The organism is Gulosibacter sp. GYB002, from assembly GCF_036577665.1.
GTDB lineage: Bacteria > Actinomycetota > Actinomycetes > Actinomycetales > Microbacteriaceae > Gulosibacter > Gulosibacter hominis.
Genome location: NZ_JARBDD010000013.1, coordinates 112,945 through 126,188, shown reverse-complemented (window position 1 = coordinate 126,188; position 13,244 = coordinate 112,945). Strand labels below are relative to the sequence as shown.

Sequence of the window (13,244 nt, the reverse complement as noted above, 5' to 3'; positions counted from 1 at the left end):
GGCCGACAACCGCGATCAAAACTAGCGAGCGGGAAGCTCGACAGGAACACCGGCACCCACATTCACGTGCCCGACCACGCGGCCACCACCACGCACCTCCAGGCCCAGATGCGGCAGCACCTGCTCGGCCTGTTGCGGCGCAACGGCGCCCGCCGCGACGAGCAGCTGGAGCGCCACCAGCGGTGCACCGCGACCGGTGCCGTCGAGATATTTCAACGCCACCGACACACCTTCGCGGGTGGCGGCGACATACACCCCTTCGGCACCAAACTTTGCCATGATGCCGAGCTGTTCGATCAACACGGTATCGGGGCGGCCGGCACCCGACATCGCGGTCGGATGGGCAATCACCGCATCCCGAATCTGTGCTGCGTGGCGGAATATCGCGAACGGCGACGATTCTTGCGCGGTGGCGAAACGCGCCATACTGCGCGCCAACGCAACCAGCGGCATGGTGTGTACCGGGGCGCCACAACCGTCAACCGAGGTGTGGTCGATACGTCCACCACCAAATCGGCCCACGGTTTCAGCGACTCGACGCTGCAGAGGATGCTCGGGGTCGAGATAGCTGTCGGTGGGCCATCCCGCTTCACGGCAGGCGGCAAGAAACGCCGCGTGCTTACCCGAGCATTCCATATAGATCGGGGCGTTCGGTTCACCAGATCGAATCAGCGCGTCGCGGGCGGCGCGGTCGGCGGGCCAGGCGGGCGGACACTGCAGCGCAGTCTCATCCAGCCCCGCGCGGCCGAGAATATCTCGCACCAGCGCCACGTGCAGGGGGGTGCCGGAGTGGCTGGCGCAGGCGATCGCCAGATGCTCACCGTCAAGCGGAGCACCCGCATCCAATGCGGCCAGCGTCTGCAAAAATTTCATGGTCGAACGCGGAAACACTGGTGTCGAAGTGTCACCGATGAGGGCGATCGGTTCGCCCTCGCCGTCAACCACCGCCGCCGAGCCGATATGCCGCGACTCAATGAAGCCGCCGCGCGAAACCGTCGCAAGCTCCACCGCATCCGCTGCAATGAAAGTTCCCGAACGTCCCACCGTGACACCGCCTCCTCAGACACAGCTCTACTACAAAAATCATTCGCTTCCAGGCGACCCGAACACGCAGGGTTTTGCCACCGCAAGCACACTGTCAGCCATGCTACGGCCTCGGCGGCGCTAACGTATGTGTCATGACTGAACAGCTGCGTCGCGTAGTGGTGCTCGGATCAACCGGCTCGATCGGCACCCAGACCCTCGATATTGTGCGGGCAAACCCCGATCGCTTCGAGGTGGTGGCGCTCAGCGCCGGACGCAACGCCGAACAGCTCGCCGAACAGGCGGCGCAATTCAACGTGCCCGCGGCACACACCGCGCTGGGTGCGGATGCGGCCGAGCAGCTTGTCCGGGATGTGGACGCCGATGTGGTAGTGAACGGTATTACCGGGTCGGTGGGGCTGGGGCCGACACTGGCCGCGCTCGAAACCGGTCGTACTTTGGCACTAGCCAATAAAGAATCGCTCATCGTCGGGGCGCCGCTCGTGCGCAGGCTCGCGAAGCACGGCCAGATCGTTCCGGTTGATTCTGAGCACTCGGCTCTAGCGCAGTGTCTCAGCGGCGGCCGCCGGTCCGAGGTGCGGCGGCTCATTCTCACGGCCTCCGGCGGCCCATTTCGAGGGAAAACAAGGGCACAGCTGCGCGAAGTAACCCCGGCGCAGGCGCTTGCGCATCCCACGTGGGATATGGGACGGGTGGTGACCACAAACTCGGCCACTCTCGTTAATAAGGGGCTGGAGGTTATCGAGGCCCATGTGCTTTTTGACATCCCGTTTTCGCAGATCGATGTGGTGGTGCATCCGCAATCGATGATTCACTCGATGGTCGAGTATGTTGACGGCTCGATTTTGGCGCAGGTGTCGAATCCCGATATGCGGTTGCCGATCGCGCTGGCGCTCGACTGGCCCAAACGTGTGCCGGATGCAGTGCCGCCGGTTGATTTCACAAGCGCACACACCTGGACTTTTGAAGCTCCCGATCACGAGACCTTCCCGGCACTGCAGCTGGCGGCTCGGGTTGGTGAAGCTGGCGGGGGATACCCGGCGGTGTTCAATGCCGCGAACGAGGTGTGTGTGGATGCATTCCACGAGGGCGCGCTGGGCTTTGTCGAGATCGTCGACACAGTGGCACGGGTGGTTGACCGCTATCAGCCAGCATCGGGTGAGATCACCCGCGAGTCGCTGGCCGAAACCGAGCGCTGGGCGCGTGCCGAGGCGGCCCGGATCATTGCGGTTTAAGGTTGAACGCTGTGATTGATGTCATTGCGTTCATTATTGGAATCCTCATCGCGATTTTCGGTATCGCGCTGTCGATTGCGCTGCACGAATGCGGGCATCTGTACTTCGCGAAGCGTTTTAATGTGCTGACCACGCAATACATGATCGGGTTTGGCCCGACGCTCTGGTCAACAAAACGTGGTGAGACCGAATACGGTGTGAAAGCGATTCCGCTTGGCGGATACGTGCAGATGATCGGCATGTACCCGCCGGCACCGGGCGAGAAGGCCAAGGCGCGAGGCACCGGGATCCTCTCGCAATTCATCGAGGATGGTCGCCAGGCATCGGCCGAAACAATTCCGCCCGGCCAAGAGCATCGTGCGTTCTACCGCTTGCCGGTGTGGCAGCGGTTGCTGGTGATGTTTGGCGGGCCGCTGATGAATTTCATCGTCGCCATCATTTGTTTTGTGATCGTCGCCACCGGGTTCGGTGTGAATCAGCCATCGCTGACGCTTGAATCGGTGTACCGCTGCGTGGTTCCGGCCGGCCAAGAAACAACCGCCGATCCCGACTCGTGCGAGACACCGTCTCCGGCATACGCTGCGGGGCTGCGCCCCGGCGACACCCTGGTAAAGATTGACTCTGAAAACCTCGACTCGTGGGATGACATGCAGCAGATCATTCGCGAGTCAGCCGGTAAAGACCTCAAACTCCAGTACACGCGCGAGGGCGTAATTCATGAGACCGTGCTGCGGCCCGAACCAACTCAGCGCTATGTTTTTGACGAGGTCACCGGTAGCCAGGTGAAGGATGACGCCGGGAACCCGGTGCTCGAAACGGTCGGTTTTGTGGGCTTCGGTTCGCGGTTCGAGCAGGTGCACGAATCGCCCCTCTACGCCGGTGAAATGTTTGTGCAGCAGTCGCGCGCGGTGGTGAACGTGATCATCACTATGCCGCAGCGGGTGGTTGAGATGTTCCAGGCCGGCTTCCTTGGCGCCGAACGCGATCCGAATGGGCCGGTGAGCGTGGTCGGTGTCGGGGTGATTACCGGTCAGATCGCGCAGCTGCACGATGTGTCGATCGCCGATCGTGCCGCCACCATGATCGGCATGGTCGGCTCTGTGAACGTTGCGCTCGGGTTGATGAACCTGATTCCGCTGCCGCCGCTTGATGGCGGGCATATTGCCGCGGCGCTGTGGGACGGGCTGCGCAAGTGGTGGGCGCGTCTGCTGCGCCGCCCCGAGCCAGCACCGTTCGACTCGGCAAAACTTTTGCCGGTCACGATCGTGGTGGCGGGGCTGCTGATGGTGATTGGTGCGCTGTTCATCTTCACGGATATCGTCAACCCCATCCGGCTGTTTGAGTAGCCTTCGTGACGGGGCGCACCGAGTCGGTGCAGTCTGTCAGGCAGTACCGTCGTAAACTCGTAGCGTGTCTGCAGTAAATCTCGGTATGCCCAAGGTCCCCGAAGTCATCACCCCGCGCCGCAAGACGCGCAAGGTGAAACTCGGCTCGCTGTATGTCGGGGGCGATGCGCCCATTACGGTGCAGTCGATGACCACCACCCCGACCACCGACATCAACGCCACTTTGCAGCAGATCGCCGAACTAACGGCCGCTGGTTGCGATATTGTGCGCGTTGCTGTGCCCAGCCGGGATGACGCCGAGGCGCTGCCGATCATCGCGAAAAAGAGCCCGATTCCAGTGATCGCGGATATTCACTTCCAGCCGAACTATGTTTTCCAGGCTATCGATGCCGGTTGCGCCGGGGTGCGCGTAAACCCGGGCAATATTCGTAAGTTTGACGACCGGGTCGGTGAGATCGCCAAGGCTGCGTCGGATGCCGGTGTGGCACTGCGAATCGGTGTCAACGCGGGCTCGCTCGAGCCGTCGCTGCTGCAAAAATATGGTCGGCCCACCGCGGAAGCACTTGTTGAGTCGGCGGTTTGGGAAGCGAGCCTGTTTGAAGAGCACGGCTTCCACGACTTCGGTATTTCGGTGAAACACAACGACCCGGTGGTCATGGTTAATGCATACCGGATGCTTTCAGAGCGCGGCGACTGGCCGCTGCACCTCGGTGTGACCGAGGCCGGGCCCGCCTTCCAGGGCACCATCAAATCGGCGGTGGCATTCGGCTCGCTGCTGGGCGACGGAATTGGCGACACAATTCGCGTTTCACTCTCGGCTCCACCGGTTGAAGAGGTGAAGGTGGGGCTGGCGATTCTGCGCTCGCTCAATCTGCGCGAACGCAAGCTCGAAATTGTTTCGTGCCCGTCCTGCGGCCGCGCGCAGGTGGATGTTTACACCCTCGCCAATTCGGTTGAAGAGGGATTGAAGCACCTCACCGTCCCGATTCGCGTCGCGGTAATGGGATGCATTGTGAACGGTCCGGGCGAGGCTCGCGAAGCCGACCTTGGGGTCGCCTCGGGTAACGGTAAGGGACAGATCTTCATCAAGGGCGAGGTCATCAAAACCGTGCCTGAATCGGAGATCGTACCGACCCTCATCGCAGAGGCTGAGCGCATTGCCGCCGAAATGCCACCGGGGTCTGAAGGCTCACCAGAAATCATCGCGTAACCTGGGCGCATGCATTCGCCCTCTGAACTTCCCAACGGCGCTTTTTCGGCATACCAGCAGCAGTGGCAGGGGCCACCGCCGCCTGCGCGACCGGGGCAGGTGCCACAAGCGGGGGGAGCGTCGCAGGTTCAGGGAGCATATGGTCAGACATCACCAACGCAGCCAGGGTGGGGACAACCGCAACCGTTGCCGCAGCCCACGCATCAGCCGCAACAGCTGAACCGGCCACTACCGATGCTGCCGCCGCAGCAGTTAGCACAGCCGGATCGCCAGGCAGCGGCCAACTCGCTTAGCGAAGCCGAACTTGCGGAATCGTCCGAAACGATTTCACGGATTGCCGAGGCCTTCTCAGAGCGGGTTGTTGGCCAACGGCGGCTCGGCGAGTCGCTGCTGGTGGGGCTTATTTGCGGTGGCCATGTGCTACTCGAATCGGTGCCGGGGCTGGCAAAAACTACCGCGGCCGAAACAATTGCCGCGGCAGTTGACGGCAGCTTTAACCGCATCCAGTGCACACCCGACCTGCTACCAAGCGACATTATTGGCAGCCAGATTTACGACGCCCGCGATGGCGAGTTTCGCACCCAGCTGGGGCCGGTGCACGCGAATATCGTGCTGCTTGACGAAATTAACCGGTCGAGCGCCAAAACTCAGTCGGCGATGCTCGAATCGATGCAGGAGCGGCAGACCACGATCGGTGGCGTGGAGTATCCGCTGCCAAAGCCGTTCATGGTTATCGCCACCCAGAACCCGATCGAGCAGGAAGGGACCTATGTGCTTGCTGAAGCGCAGCTCGACCGCTTCATGCTGAAGGACGTGCTCGACTATCCCACGCCTGCTGAGGAAGCCGAAGTGCTGAGACGCATCGATGAGGGGCGGTTTGCCGCCGAACCAAACCCGGTTGCCACACTCGACGATGTGCAGCGGCTGCAAGAACTGGTGAAGCGCGTGTACATCGACCCGGCAATCACCGAATACATCGTGTCGATAACCTATGTAACCCGGCACATCGAACAGTATTTGCCGCCAGAGCTCGCCCGCCTGCTCGAGGTCGGAGTGTCACCGCGAGCGGCTATCGCGCTGAGTGCCGGCGCCCGCGCCCTGGCACTGATCGAGGGCAGCGCGCAGGTGCTTCCAGAGCATGTGCGTTCGATTGCGCCGCGAGTGCTCCGGCACCGGCTCGTGCTCAGCTATGAAGCAGCGGCCACGGGTGTGACAGCCGACCACTATGTTGATGCGGTTCTCGGGGCGATCCGGACTCCGTAGTGTCCGTGCAAGTTGAGTCGCAATCGCTGCTGAGCCGTGTGAAATCACGGCTTTATGTGCGTGCCCGGCGTCCGGTGGTGCATCTGCTCGAGGGGCAGTACGCATCAATGCATCGCGGCCGCAGCCTAGATTTTGATGATCTGCGTGATTACCAGCCCGGCGACGAGGTTGGCGATATCGACTGGCGGGCCAGCGCCCGCCACAGTGCGATCATGGTGCGTCGCTATGGCGCCGAGCGGCGGCACCGTCTGCTATTCGCGGTTGCGGGCGGCCGGAATCTCGGTGCGGTATCGGCCGCCGGAGAGCGAAAAGCTGATCTTGCAGTCGAGGCCGTGGGCATTTTGGGCTGGCTTGCGCTGCAACACGGCGACGAGGTCGGGGCGCTGGTGGTGGATGCGCGCCGAAACGAACGGTTCCCGTTCCGCGTTGGGGAGGGCGAACTCGAGCGGCTACTGGGACGCATCCACAGGGATAGTGGGTCCGACACCGCTGATAGTGACCTGCTGGCACTACTTCGGCAGGTGCGCGACCGCGAGCGGCAGCGCTCGCTACTTGTGGTGGTCGCTGATGAGGTGGTTATGAGTAGCGAACTCGAAGAGCTCATCGCCACGCTGTCGTATCAGCACGAATTGCTGTGGGTTGAACTGGCTGATGCGCACCCGATGGGGCTAGAAAACAGTCGCCGGCAGGGGAGTTTTGATGTGGCCGGGTTTTGGGCACTGCCGCGGGTGCTGCAGGGGGATGCCGAGCTTGCCGAGGCCGTGGTACGTGCCAGCGACCAGCGCAACGAGCGGTTGCTGCAGCTGCTGCGTCGCGCAGGCGCCTCGTATACGCGCATCGATCGCCGTGACGAGGTGGCACCAAAATTGCTCGAGATGTTGAAAACGAGGCAGTATGACCGGCACTAGTCTCGTTCTGAACCTGGCGTTGGTGCCGCTGCTGAAACCCGATGACGATTGGCCGGCACCGAGCCCGCCGATGCCTCCAACCGGATACTCGCCGGTGTGGTTGCTGCTGGGGCTGCTGCTAGTGGCGCTGATCATCGCCTATTTTTTGGTGACCACGCTGCTCACGCGACGGCAAACACGCTCAGTGCGCCAGCATCCCAATGCGCACCCGGCCGACCCCGCGACGCTACAAAAGCAGTTGGCCGAGCGCGTGGATGCGATCGAACAGCGGGCTCGACATGGCGAACTCGGTCAGCGCGAAGCCACCGAGGAACTCTCGCATGCGGTGCGAAAATATGTCGCCGCCATAACTGGTATCCCCGCCGACAAGATGACGCTCAGGCAGCTGCAGCAGTCACCGCTGCGGGGCACAGCCGATGCGGTGGCGAAATTTTATCCGGCGGTGTTTGCCGCCGAGCCGCCCGAAAACTTTGATGAGTCGGTGCGAGCCGCCAGGCAGGTGATGTCGGGATGTCACTAGTGCTGTGGTGGGTGCCGGTAGTCGTGCTGGCGCTGCTGGTGGCCGTGGTCATCAGTCAGCAGCTGCGCAGGACAGGTCGCCGAAAAACGGGCACCCCGATCGCCAATTCGGAGCGTCTGACACGGCTACCCGAGTATGAGCGGGCGGTGCGGGGCGCTTCCAAACGGGTTTGGTTCGCGCTTATCGCCGCAGTGCTCTGTCTCGGCGTTGCCACGATTGGCGGGGCTCGCTGGGTGTACACGAACGTGGTGACGCCCGAAAAATATAACCGCGATATTGTGCTGTGCCTGGATGTATCGGGATCGATGGTTGATTACGACGCGAAGGTGATCGACCGCTATCTCGAGATGCTGCCGGGCTTCGATGGCGAACGAATGTCGCTGGTGGTGTGGAACTCGTCGGCGGTGCCGATTTTTCCGCTCACCGACGACTACGCATTTGTGAAAGAACAGCTTGAGCAAATGCGTGACGCAATGGAGTCGGGTGGTTATTCCGAGTTCGTCAATGTTGGCACCCTCGAAAAACCCGGCGCTTCGCTCGTGGGCGATGGCCTGGCCTCGTGCGTGATGCAGTTTGAGGGGGCGGCGCCGTCTACCGATGAAGAACCGATCGATGACGGCCGCTCGCGGTCGATCATTCTCGCCACCGACAACCAGGTGAATGGGGAACAGACGGTCACCCTTCCCGAAGCGCTGCAATACGCGCGCCATAATTCGATTTCGGTGTACGGGCTCGACGCCAACGAAAACCAGGACGCCTACGCCGAAGAGTATCGAATCTCGCTCGAAAACAATGGCGGCACGTATTTCGCGCTCACTGACGGCACCCAGGTCGACACCATCGTTGACACCATCACCTCTGAACAGACAAGCCTCATTCGCGGTGCCCCGCAGCTGACCATCACCGACCGGCCCGAAGTTTGGCTGTGGTTGCTGCTGGGAGGTACGGCGATCTATCTGACGATGGTCTGGAGGTCGCGACTATGACGCTCAATCCGCTCGTGCATCCGCTACTGCTGCTACTGATCGGCATCGGCCTGGTGGCACTGGTGCTGGTCGGGATGCGTGCGGCCGCGAAAGATGGTCGGGGTATGTGGCTTGGGCGGCTACTGCTGGTGTGTGCGGTGCTGATCGCGGCGCTGCGCCCGTGCGTTGGGTCGGTGGCGACCAATGCCGCGAACACCGAACTCGATGTGGTGTTTGTGGTCGACCTCAGCGGCTCGGCCGGCGCCGAAGACTGGAACGACGGCGAACCGCGGCTGGCCGGGATGCGCAGCGATATTGAACAGCTGGCGCTGCGGCACGCGGGGGCGCGGTTCGCGCTGATCACATTTGATAGCGAAGCCCAATACCGGCTGCCCTTTACCACTGATACGACGGCGCTCGCCAAAGCGATGCAATTGGCGCAACCGCAGCCATCCGGTCGCAGTCAAGGCTCGTCAATCGGTGCCGGAGCTGAGCTTTTGCAACAGGTGCTCAATAATGCGATCGATTACAACCCGGAACGGATGCGCGTGGTCTATTACCTGGGGGATGGCGAGATCACTTCCGACACCACACCCGAACGGTATCGCGGCTCGGCCGATCTCATCCAGGGCGGCAGAGTATTTGGTTATGGCACCGAACAGGGGGGCCGGATGCGCGATTCTGATCCCTATAGCGGCGGCGACTATATCCGCGACCGCAATGGCCAGGAGGGAATTTCGACGATTGATGAGGCGAATCTGCAAGACATTGCCGATGACCTTGGCATTGAATATGAACTTCGCGACGCTGATAGTGAACCGGAAGCGGCGGATATTGACCCGGCTCGCGGCGAAGGTGCCACACAGCGCGGGGGAGTGACGACCTTCCCGATTTACTGGGTGTTTGCACTGGTGGCAGCCGGTTGGATGCTCGTTGAATGTGGTTGGTTGGTGCGGCAGCAGCGCGAACTTGCGGCGGCGAAAGTGGTGTCGGAATGAGTCGCAAAAATATGGCCGAGCAGACTGACCAGAGCGAGCAGACTGACCAGAGCGAGCAGACTGGCCAGAGCACCCAGAACGAGTTCGATCGTCGCGTGGCGGCGCTCACGAAGCTGCGCGAAAGCGATGCCGACCGCCGAGAGCGCCTCCTGATAGCAGAACGTCGCCGTCGTCGTCAGCGGCGCATTCTTGTGCTCGTGGCGGTACCGCTGGCTGCCGCGATGGGGCTTATCGGATGCAAGCTGATCGCGCAGCATATCGCCGCCAGTGTGGTGACCGCGCAGTATGCCGATAGCAACTTTGAGGGCGCGCTCAACACCTCCTCGCAGCTGCACTGGCTCAATGTCGTTGAGACCTGGAAGGCCGACTACAACACCGGGACGAGTCTGTTGGCAGCGGAAGCCTACGATGAGGCTCGCGCGGCATTTGAGAGCGCACTCGGTCTGGCGCAGCCGCGAGAACAGTGCCCAATTCGGGCAAACCTTGCGATCACTATCGAGTCTCAGGGCGACGATGCCTATTTCAAAGCCGATTTTGAAAACGCGCACGCGCACTATGTCGAAGCGCTCAAGGTGATCACCGAAGCCGACCCCACCTGTGCCGACTCGACCGCGACGGGATCACTGCGCGAGAGCGAGCCGCGCATCCGCGAAAAAATTCGCCGACTCGAACAGCAGTCGCCACCCCAGCCGCAGCCGGAAGAAGACGGCGGCAAAGACAAACGGCAACCCGGTGACCCGAACCCCGATGCGCTTGACGAGATCGAACAAGACCTCGAAGACAACCGCGATCAGCGTGAGGATGAGCTCGACGGCAATCGCTTTGGGGGCGGAGCCGACAAACCCTGGTAGCGGTTACGGTGACCACTCATCGCTGCGGGTAGCATTACACCCGTGATTGAACGTCTTTCTACGCTGTTCGTGCGCACACTGCGCGATGACCCTGCAGATGCCGAAGTTGCGAGCCACAAATTGCTCGTCCGGGCCGGATACATCCGCCGCCAAGCACCGGGCGTTTTCGCCTGGCTGCCGCTGGGGTTGCGGGTGCGGCGCAAGGTGGAGCAGATCGTGCGCGAAGAGATGACCGCCGCCGGTGCTCAAGAGATGCTTTTCCCTGCGCTGCTGCCGGCCGAACTATATGAGGCCACCGGGCGTCTGGACGACTACGGCGACGGCATGTTCCGGCTCACCGATCGCAAGGATGTGCCGATGGTGCTGGCACCAACGCACGAGGAAGCGTTCACCTCGGTGGTGAAAGACCTCTATTCGTCATACAAAGACCTGCCGCTGACGATCTATCAGATTCAAGATAAATATCGCGATGAAGCTCGGCCACGCGCCGGTATTTTGCGCGGCCGCGAATTCACGATGAAGGATGCGTACTCGTTCGACTACTCGGATGAGGGACTCGACGAGAGCTATCAGCGTCAGCGTGACGCCTATGAGCGCATCTTCACCCGGCTCGGGCTCGAATACGTCATTGTGGCCGCCGACTCGGGCGCTATGGGCGGATCGAAGTCGGAGGAATTCCTGCACCCCACCCCGGTTGGTGAAGACATTTTTGTGCGTAGCGCAGACGGTAGCTATGCCGCCAATGTTGAGGCCTACACCGCCACTACGGCGCCGGCTCGAGACGCCAGCGGGGATGCGGCAGCGAATGTGGTGGCGACCCCGGGTGCGGGCACGATCGACTCGCTCGTTGACTGGGCGAACGCTAACCACCCGCACCCCGAGGGACGCGACTGGGTTGCTGCCGACATGCTGAAGCACATTGTGGTGGCGCTCGTGGATCACGATGGCAACCGTGAGCTCGCCGTGATCGCCCTCGAGGGTGACCGCGAGGTCGATATGAAGCGCCTCGAGGTCGCTTTCCAGCCGCGCGAGGTTGAGCCGGCTAGCGAGGCCGACTTTGCCGCGCATCCCGAAATTGTGAAGGGATTTATCGGACCGTGGCGTGACGGGGAGCAGTTTTTTGGCGCCGAATCGATCACCGGCATCCCGTATTTTGTTGATTCGCGCATCGGTGAGGGATCAAACTGGATCGTCGGCGCCAACCGCGTCGATCACCACGTTGCCTCGCTGGTGCTTGGCCGCGATTTCAGCTGCGATGGCCGTATTGAAGCCGCCGAAGTGCGTGATGGCGACCCTGCTCCAGGCGGGGCAGGGGCGATCACCACGCAGCGCGGCACTGAAATCGGTCACGTGTTCCAGCTGGGGCGCAAGTATGCCGAGGCACTCGGGCTGAAGGTGCTCGACCCCAACGGCAAACTCGTCACGGTGACGATGGGTTCGTACGGCATTGGTGTTACCCGCAACCTGGCACTGATCGCCGAACAGAACCACGACGACCGCGGCCTTATCTGGCCCGAGTCGGTGGCGCCGTTCGACGTGCAAATTGTTGCCACCGGTAAGGGTGATGAGCCGATCGAGCTCGCTGAAAAACTGGCTGCTGAAGCGGATGCAGCCGGGCTCGAGGTGCTCGTAGACGATCGGGTCAAAACCTCACCCGGCGTGAAGTTCGGCGATGCCGAGCTGCTGGGCATGCCGTGGATCATCATCGCCGGTAAAAAAGCCGGCGATGGAATCGTCGAGCTTTGGAACCGGCGCACTAACGAGCGCACCGAAATGCCCGCTGATGAGGCAATCGCGGCACTGCTCGAGCGACGTCAGGTAGCATAGGCGGTTCACAACAAACATATTTGAATAGGGGAGCGAACACATGAAGATCGATCTCGCAGTGCTGCGGCTGCTTGAGGCAGAGCGGGAAATCCCCCAGGCCGAGCTGGCCGGCATTATTGAACAGGCCATCCTGACGGCCTACCAGAAGCACGCCACCCAGGAACTCGGCATTGAGCCGCCAAAGGGTGCGCGCGTCCAGCTCGACCGGCAGACCGGTGAGATCAATGTGCTCGTTCCTGAACTCGACGATGAGGGCAACGTCATCGGTGAGGCGATCGAGCATCCCGAAGACTTCGGCCGCATCGCTGCGACGGCAGCCAAACAAGTCATCACTCAGCGGATGCGCGATATCGGCGACGACCGGGTGTTCGGTGAGTTTCGGGCTCGGGAGGGCGACATCGTTGCAGGTGTTGTTCAGCAGGGGCCGAACCCGAACATGATTCACGTTGATTTCGGTACCGTCGAGGGTATTTTGCCGCCCGAAGAGCAGGTGCCGGGCGAGGCCTATCCGCACGGGCACCGGATGCGGGTTTTTATCACCAAGGTCGAGCGTGGTACCGGTAAGCGCGGTCCGCAGATCACCGTGTCGCGCACGCACCCGGCGCTGGTGCGCAAACTTTTCGAGCTGGAGGTGCCAGAAATCTCAAGCGGGCTGGTCGAAATCGTGTCGGTAGCCCGCGAAGCCGGGCACCGCAGCAAAATTGCGGTGCGCGCCAACCAGCCGGGTATTAACGCCAAGGGTGCCTGCATTGGCGAGCTCGGCGCTCGAGTGCGCGCGGTGACGAACGAACTCGCGGGTGAAAAAATCGACATTGTTGACTACAGCCCCGATCTGGCCACATTTGTGGCCAGCGCGCTCAGCCCCGCAAAGGTGTCGAGTGCGTTCGTGCTCGATGAAAAGGCGAAGGCGGTTCGCGCGCTCGTTCCCGATTTTCAGCTCTCGCTGGCGATCGGCAAGGAGGGGCAGAACGCCCGCCTGGCCGCCAAACTGACCGGTGCGCGCATCGATATTCAGCCCGACAGCATCCTCGAAGACGACGAATAACTCGACCGCTACCGCTCGGTGTCCGGAAATAT

Annotated in this window: 12 protein-coding genes; 11 read left to right on the top strand and 1 reads right to left on the bottom strand. The window is 61.9% G+C overall.

Going from position 1 to position 13,244, the window contains the following annotated elements:
* Nucleotides 1-21: 21 nt before the first annotated feature.
* Complete coding sequence (locus PV375_RS07700) at nt 22-1,044, bottom strand: asparaginase (RefSeq protein ID WP_332106812.1); 1,023 nt, start codon at nt 1,042-1,044, stop codon at nt 22-24.
* A gap of 146 nt (nt 1,045-1,190) precedes the next feature.
* Between PV375_RS07700 and dxr the strand changes: the two genes are divergently transcribed.
* The 11 genes from dxr (at nt 1,191) to nusA (ending at nt 13,212) form a co-directional block, all read left to right on the top strand.
* Nucleotides 1,191-2,279: a 1-deoxy-D-xylulose-5-phosphate reductoisomerase gene (gene dxr / locus PV375_RS07695; protein WP_332106858.1), complete on the top strand. Its 1,089-nt coding sequence runs from the start codon at nt 1,191-1,193 to the stop codon at nt 2,277-2,279.
* Between the two features lie 11 nt (nt 2,280-2,290).
* A complete protein-coding gene (locus PV375_RS07690) occupies nt 2,291-3,625 on the top strand; it encodes a M50 family metallopeptidase (protein ID WP_332106811.1) in 1,335 nt (444 codons plus the stop codon).
* Nucleotides 3,626-3,689: 64 nt separating this feature from the next.
* A complete protein-coding gene (gene ispG, locus PV375_RS07685; protein WP_201517112.1) occupies nt 3,690-4,835 on the top strand; it encodes a flavodoxin-dependent (E)-4-hydroxy-3-methylbut-2-enyl-diphosphate synthase in 1,146 nt (381 codons plus the stop codon).
* Nucleotides 4,836-5,069: 234 nt separating this feature from the next.
* A complete protein-coding gene (locus PV375_RS07680) occupies nt 5,070-6,098 on the top strand; it encodes an AAA family ATPase (RefSeq protein WP_332106857.1) in 1,029 nt (342 codons plus the stop codon).
* On the top strand, nt 6,098-7,006 hold the full coding sequence (locus PV375_RS07675; RefSeq protein WP_332106810.1) for a DUF58 domain-containing protein: 909 nt from the start codon (nt 6,098-6,100) through the stop codon (nt 7,004-7,006). Before PV375_RS07680 ends, PV375_RS07675 begins: the two co-directional genes overlap by 1 nt.
* Nucleotides 6,993-7,526 carry a hypothetical protein gene (locus PV375_RS07670; protein ID WP_332106809.1) on the top strand — a complete coding sequence of 178 codons (534 nt, stop codon included), beginning with the start codon at nt 6,993-6,995 and terminating at the stop codon, nt 7,524-7,526. The genes PV375_RS07675 and PV375_RS07670 overlap by 14 nt, the downstream gene beginning before the upstream one ends.
* Nucleotides 7,517-8,512 carry a vWA domain-containing protein gene (locus PV375_RS07665; RefSeq protein ID WP_332106808.1) on the top strand — a complete coding sequence of 332 codons (996 nt, stop codon included), beginning with the start codon at nt 7,517-7,519 and terminating at the stop codon, nt 8,510-8,512. Before PV375_RS07670 ends, PV375_RS07665 begins: the two co-directional genes overlap by 10 nt.
* Complete coding sequence (locus PV375_RS07660; RefSeq protein ID WP_332106807.1) at nt 8,509-9,489, top strand: vWA domain-containing protein; 981 nt, start codon at nt 8,509-8,511, stop codon at nt 9,487-9,489. Before PV375_RS07665 ends, PV375_RS07660 begins: the two co-directional genes overlap by 4 nt.
* Nucleotides 9,486-10,340 (top strand): hypothetical protein, encoded by an 855-nt coding sequence (locus tag PV375_RS07655; RefSeq protein WP_332106806.1) that lies wholly within the window; start codon nt 9,486-9,488, stop codon nt 10,338-10,340. Before PV375_RS07660 ends, PV375_RS07655 begins: the two co-directional genes overlap by 4 nt.
* A gap of 42 nt (nt 10,341-10,382) precedes the next feature.
* On the top strand, nt 10,383-12,167 hold the full coding sequence (locus tag PV375_RS07650) for a proline--tRNA ligase (RefSeq protein ID WP_332106805.1): 1,785 nt from the start codon (nt 10,383-10,385) through the stop codon (nt 12,165-12,167).
* 40 nt (nt 12,168-12,207) lie between these two features.
* Nucleotides 12,208-13,212 (top strand): transcription termination factor NusA, encoded by a 1,005-nt coding sequence (nusA, locus tag PV375_RS07645; protein ID WP_332106804.1) that lies wholly within the window; start codon nt 12,208-12,210, stop codon nt 13,210-13,212.
* The last annotated feature ends 32 nt before the right edge of the window (nt 13,213-13,244 follow it).

What these genes read in the sequence shown, in the direction of transcription:
- PV375_RS07680 (WP_332106857.1), top strand. Translation starts at nt 5,070, where the DNA reads ATGCTGCCGCCGCAGCAGTTAGCACAGCCGGATCGCCAGGCAGCGGCC.
- PV375_RS07670 (WP_332106809.1), top strand. Translation starts at nt 6,993, where the DNA reads ATGACCGGCACTAGTCTCGTTCTGAACCTGGCGTTGGTGCCGCTGCTG.
- PV375_RS07665 (WP_332106808.1), top strand. Translation starts at nt 7,517, where the DNA reads ATGTCACTAGTGCTGTGGTGGGTGCCGGTAGTCGTGCTGGCGCTGCTG.
- PV375_RS07660 (WP_332106807.1), top strand. Translation starts at nt 8,509, where the DNA reads ATGACGCTCAATCCGCTCGTGCATCCGCTACTGCTGCTACTGATCGGC.
- PV375_RS07655 (WP_332106806.1), top strand. Translation starts at nt 9,486, where the DNA reads ATGAGTCGCAAAAATATGGCCGAGCAGACTGACCAGAGCGAGCAGACT.
- nusA (WP_332106804.1), top strand. Translation starts at nt 12,208, where the DNA reads ATGAAGATCGATCTCGCAGTGCTGCGGCTGCTTGAGGCAGAGCGGGAA.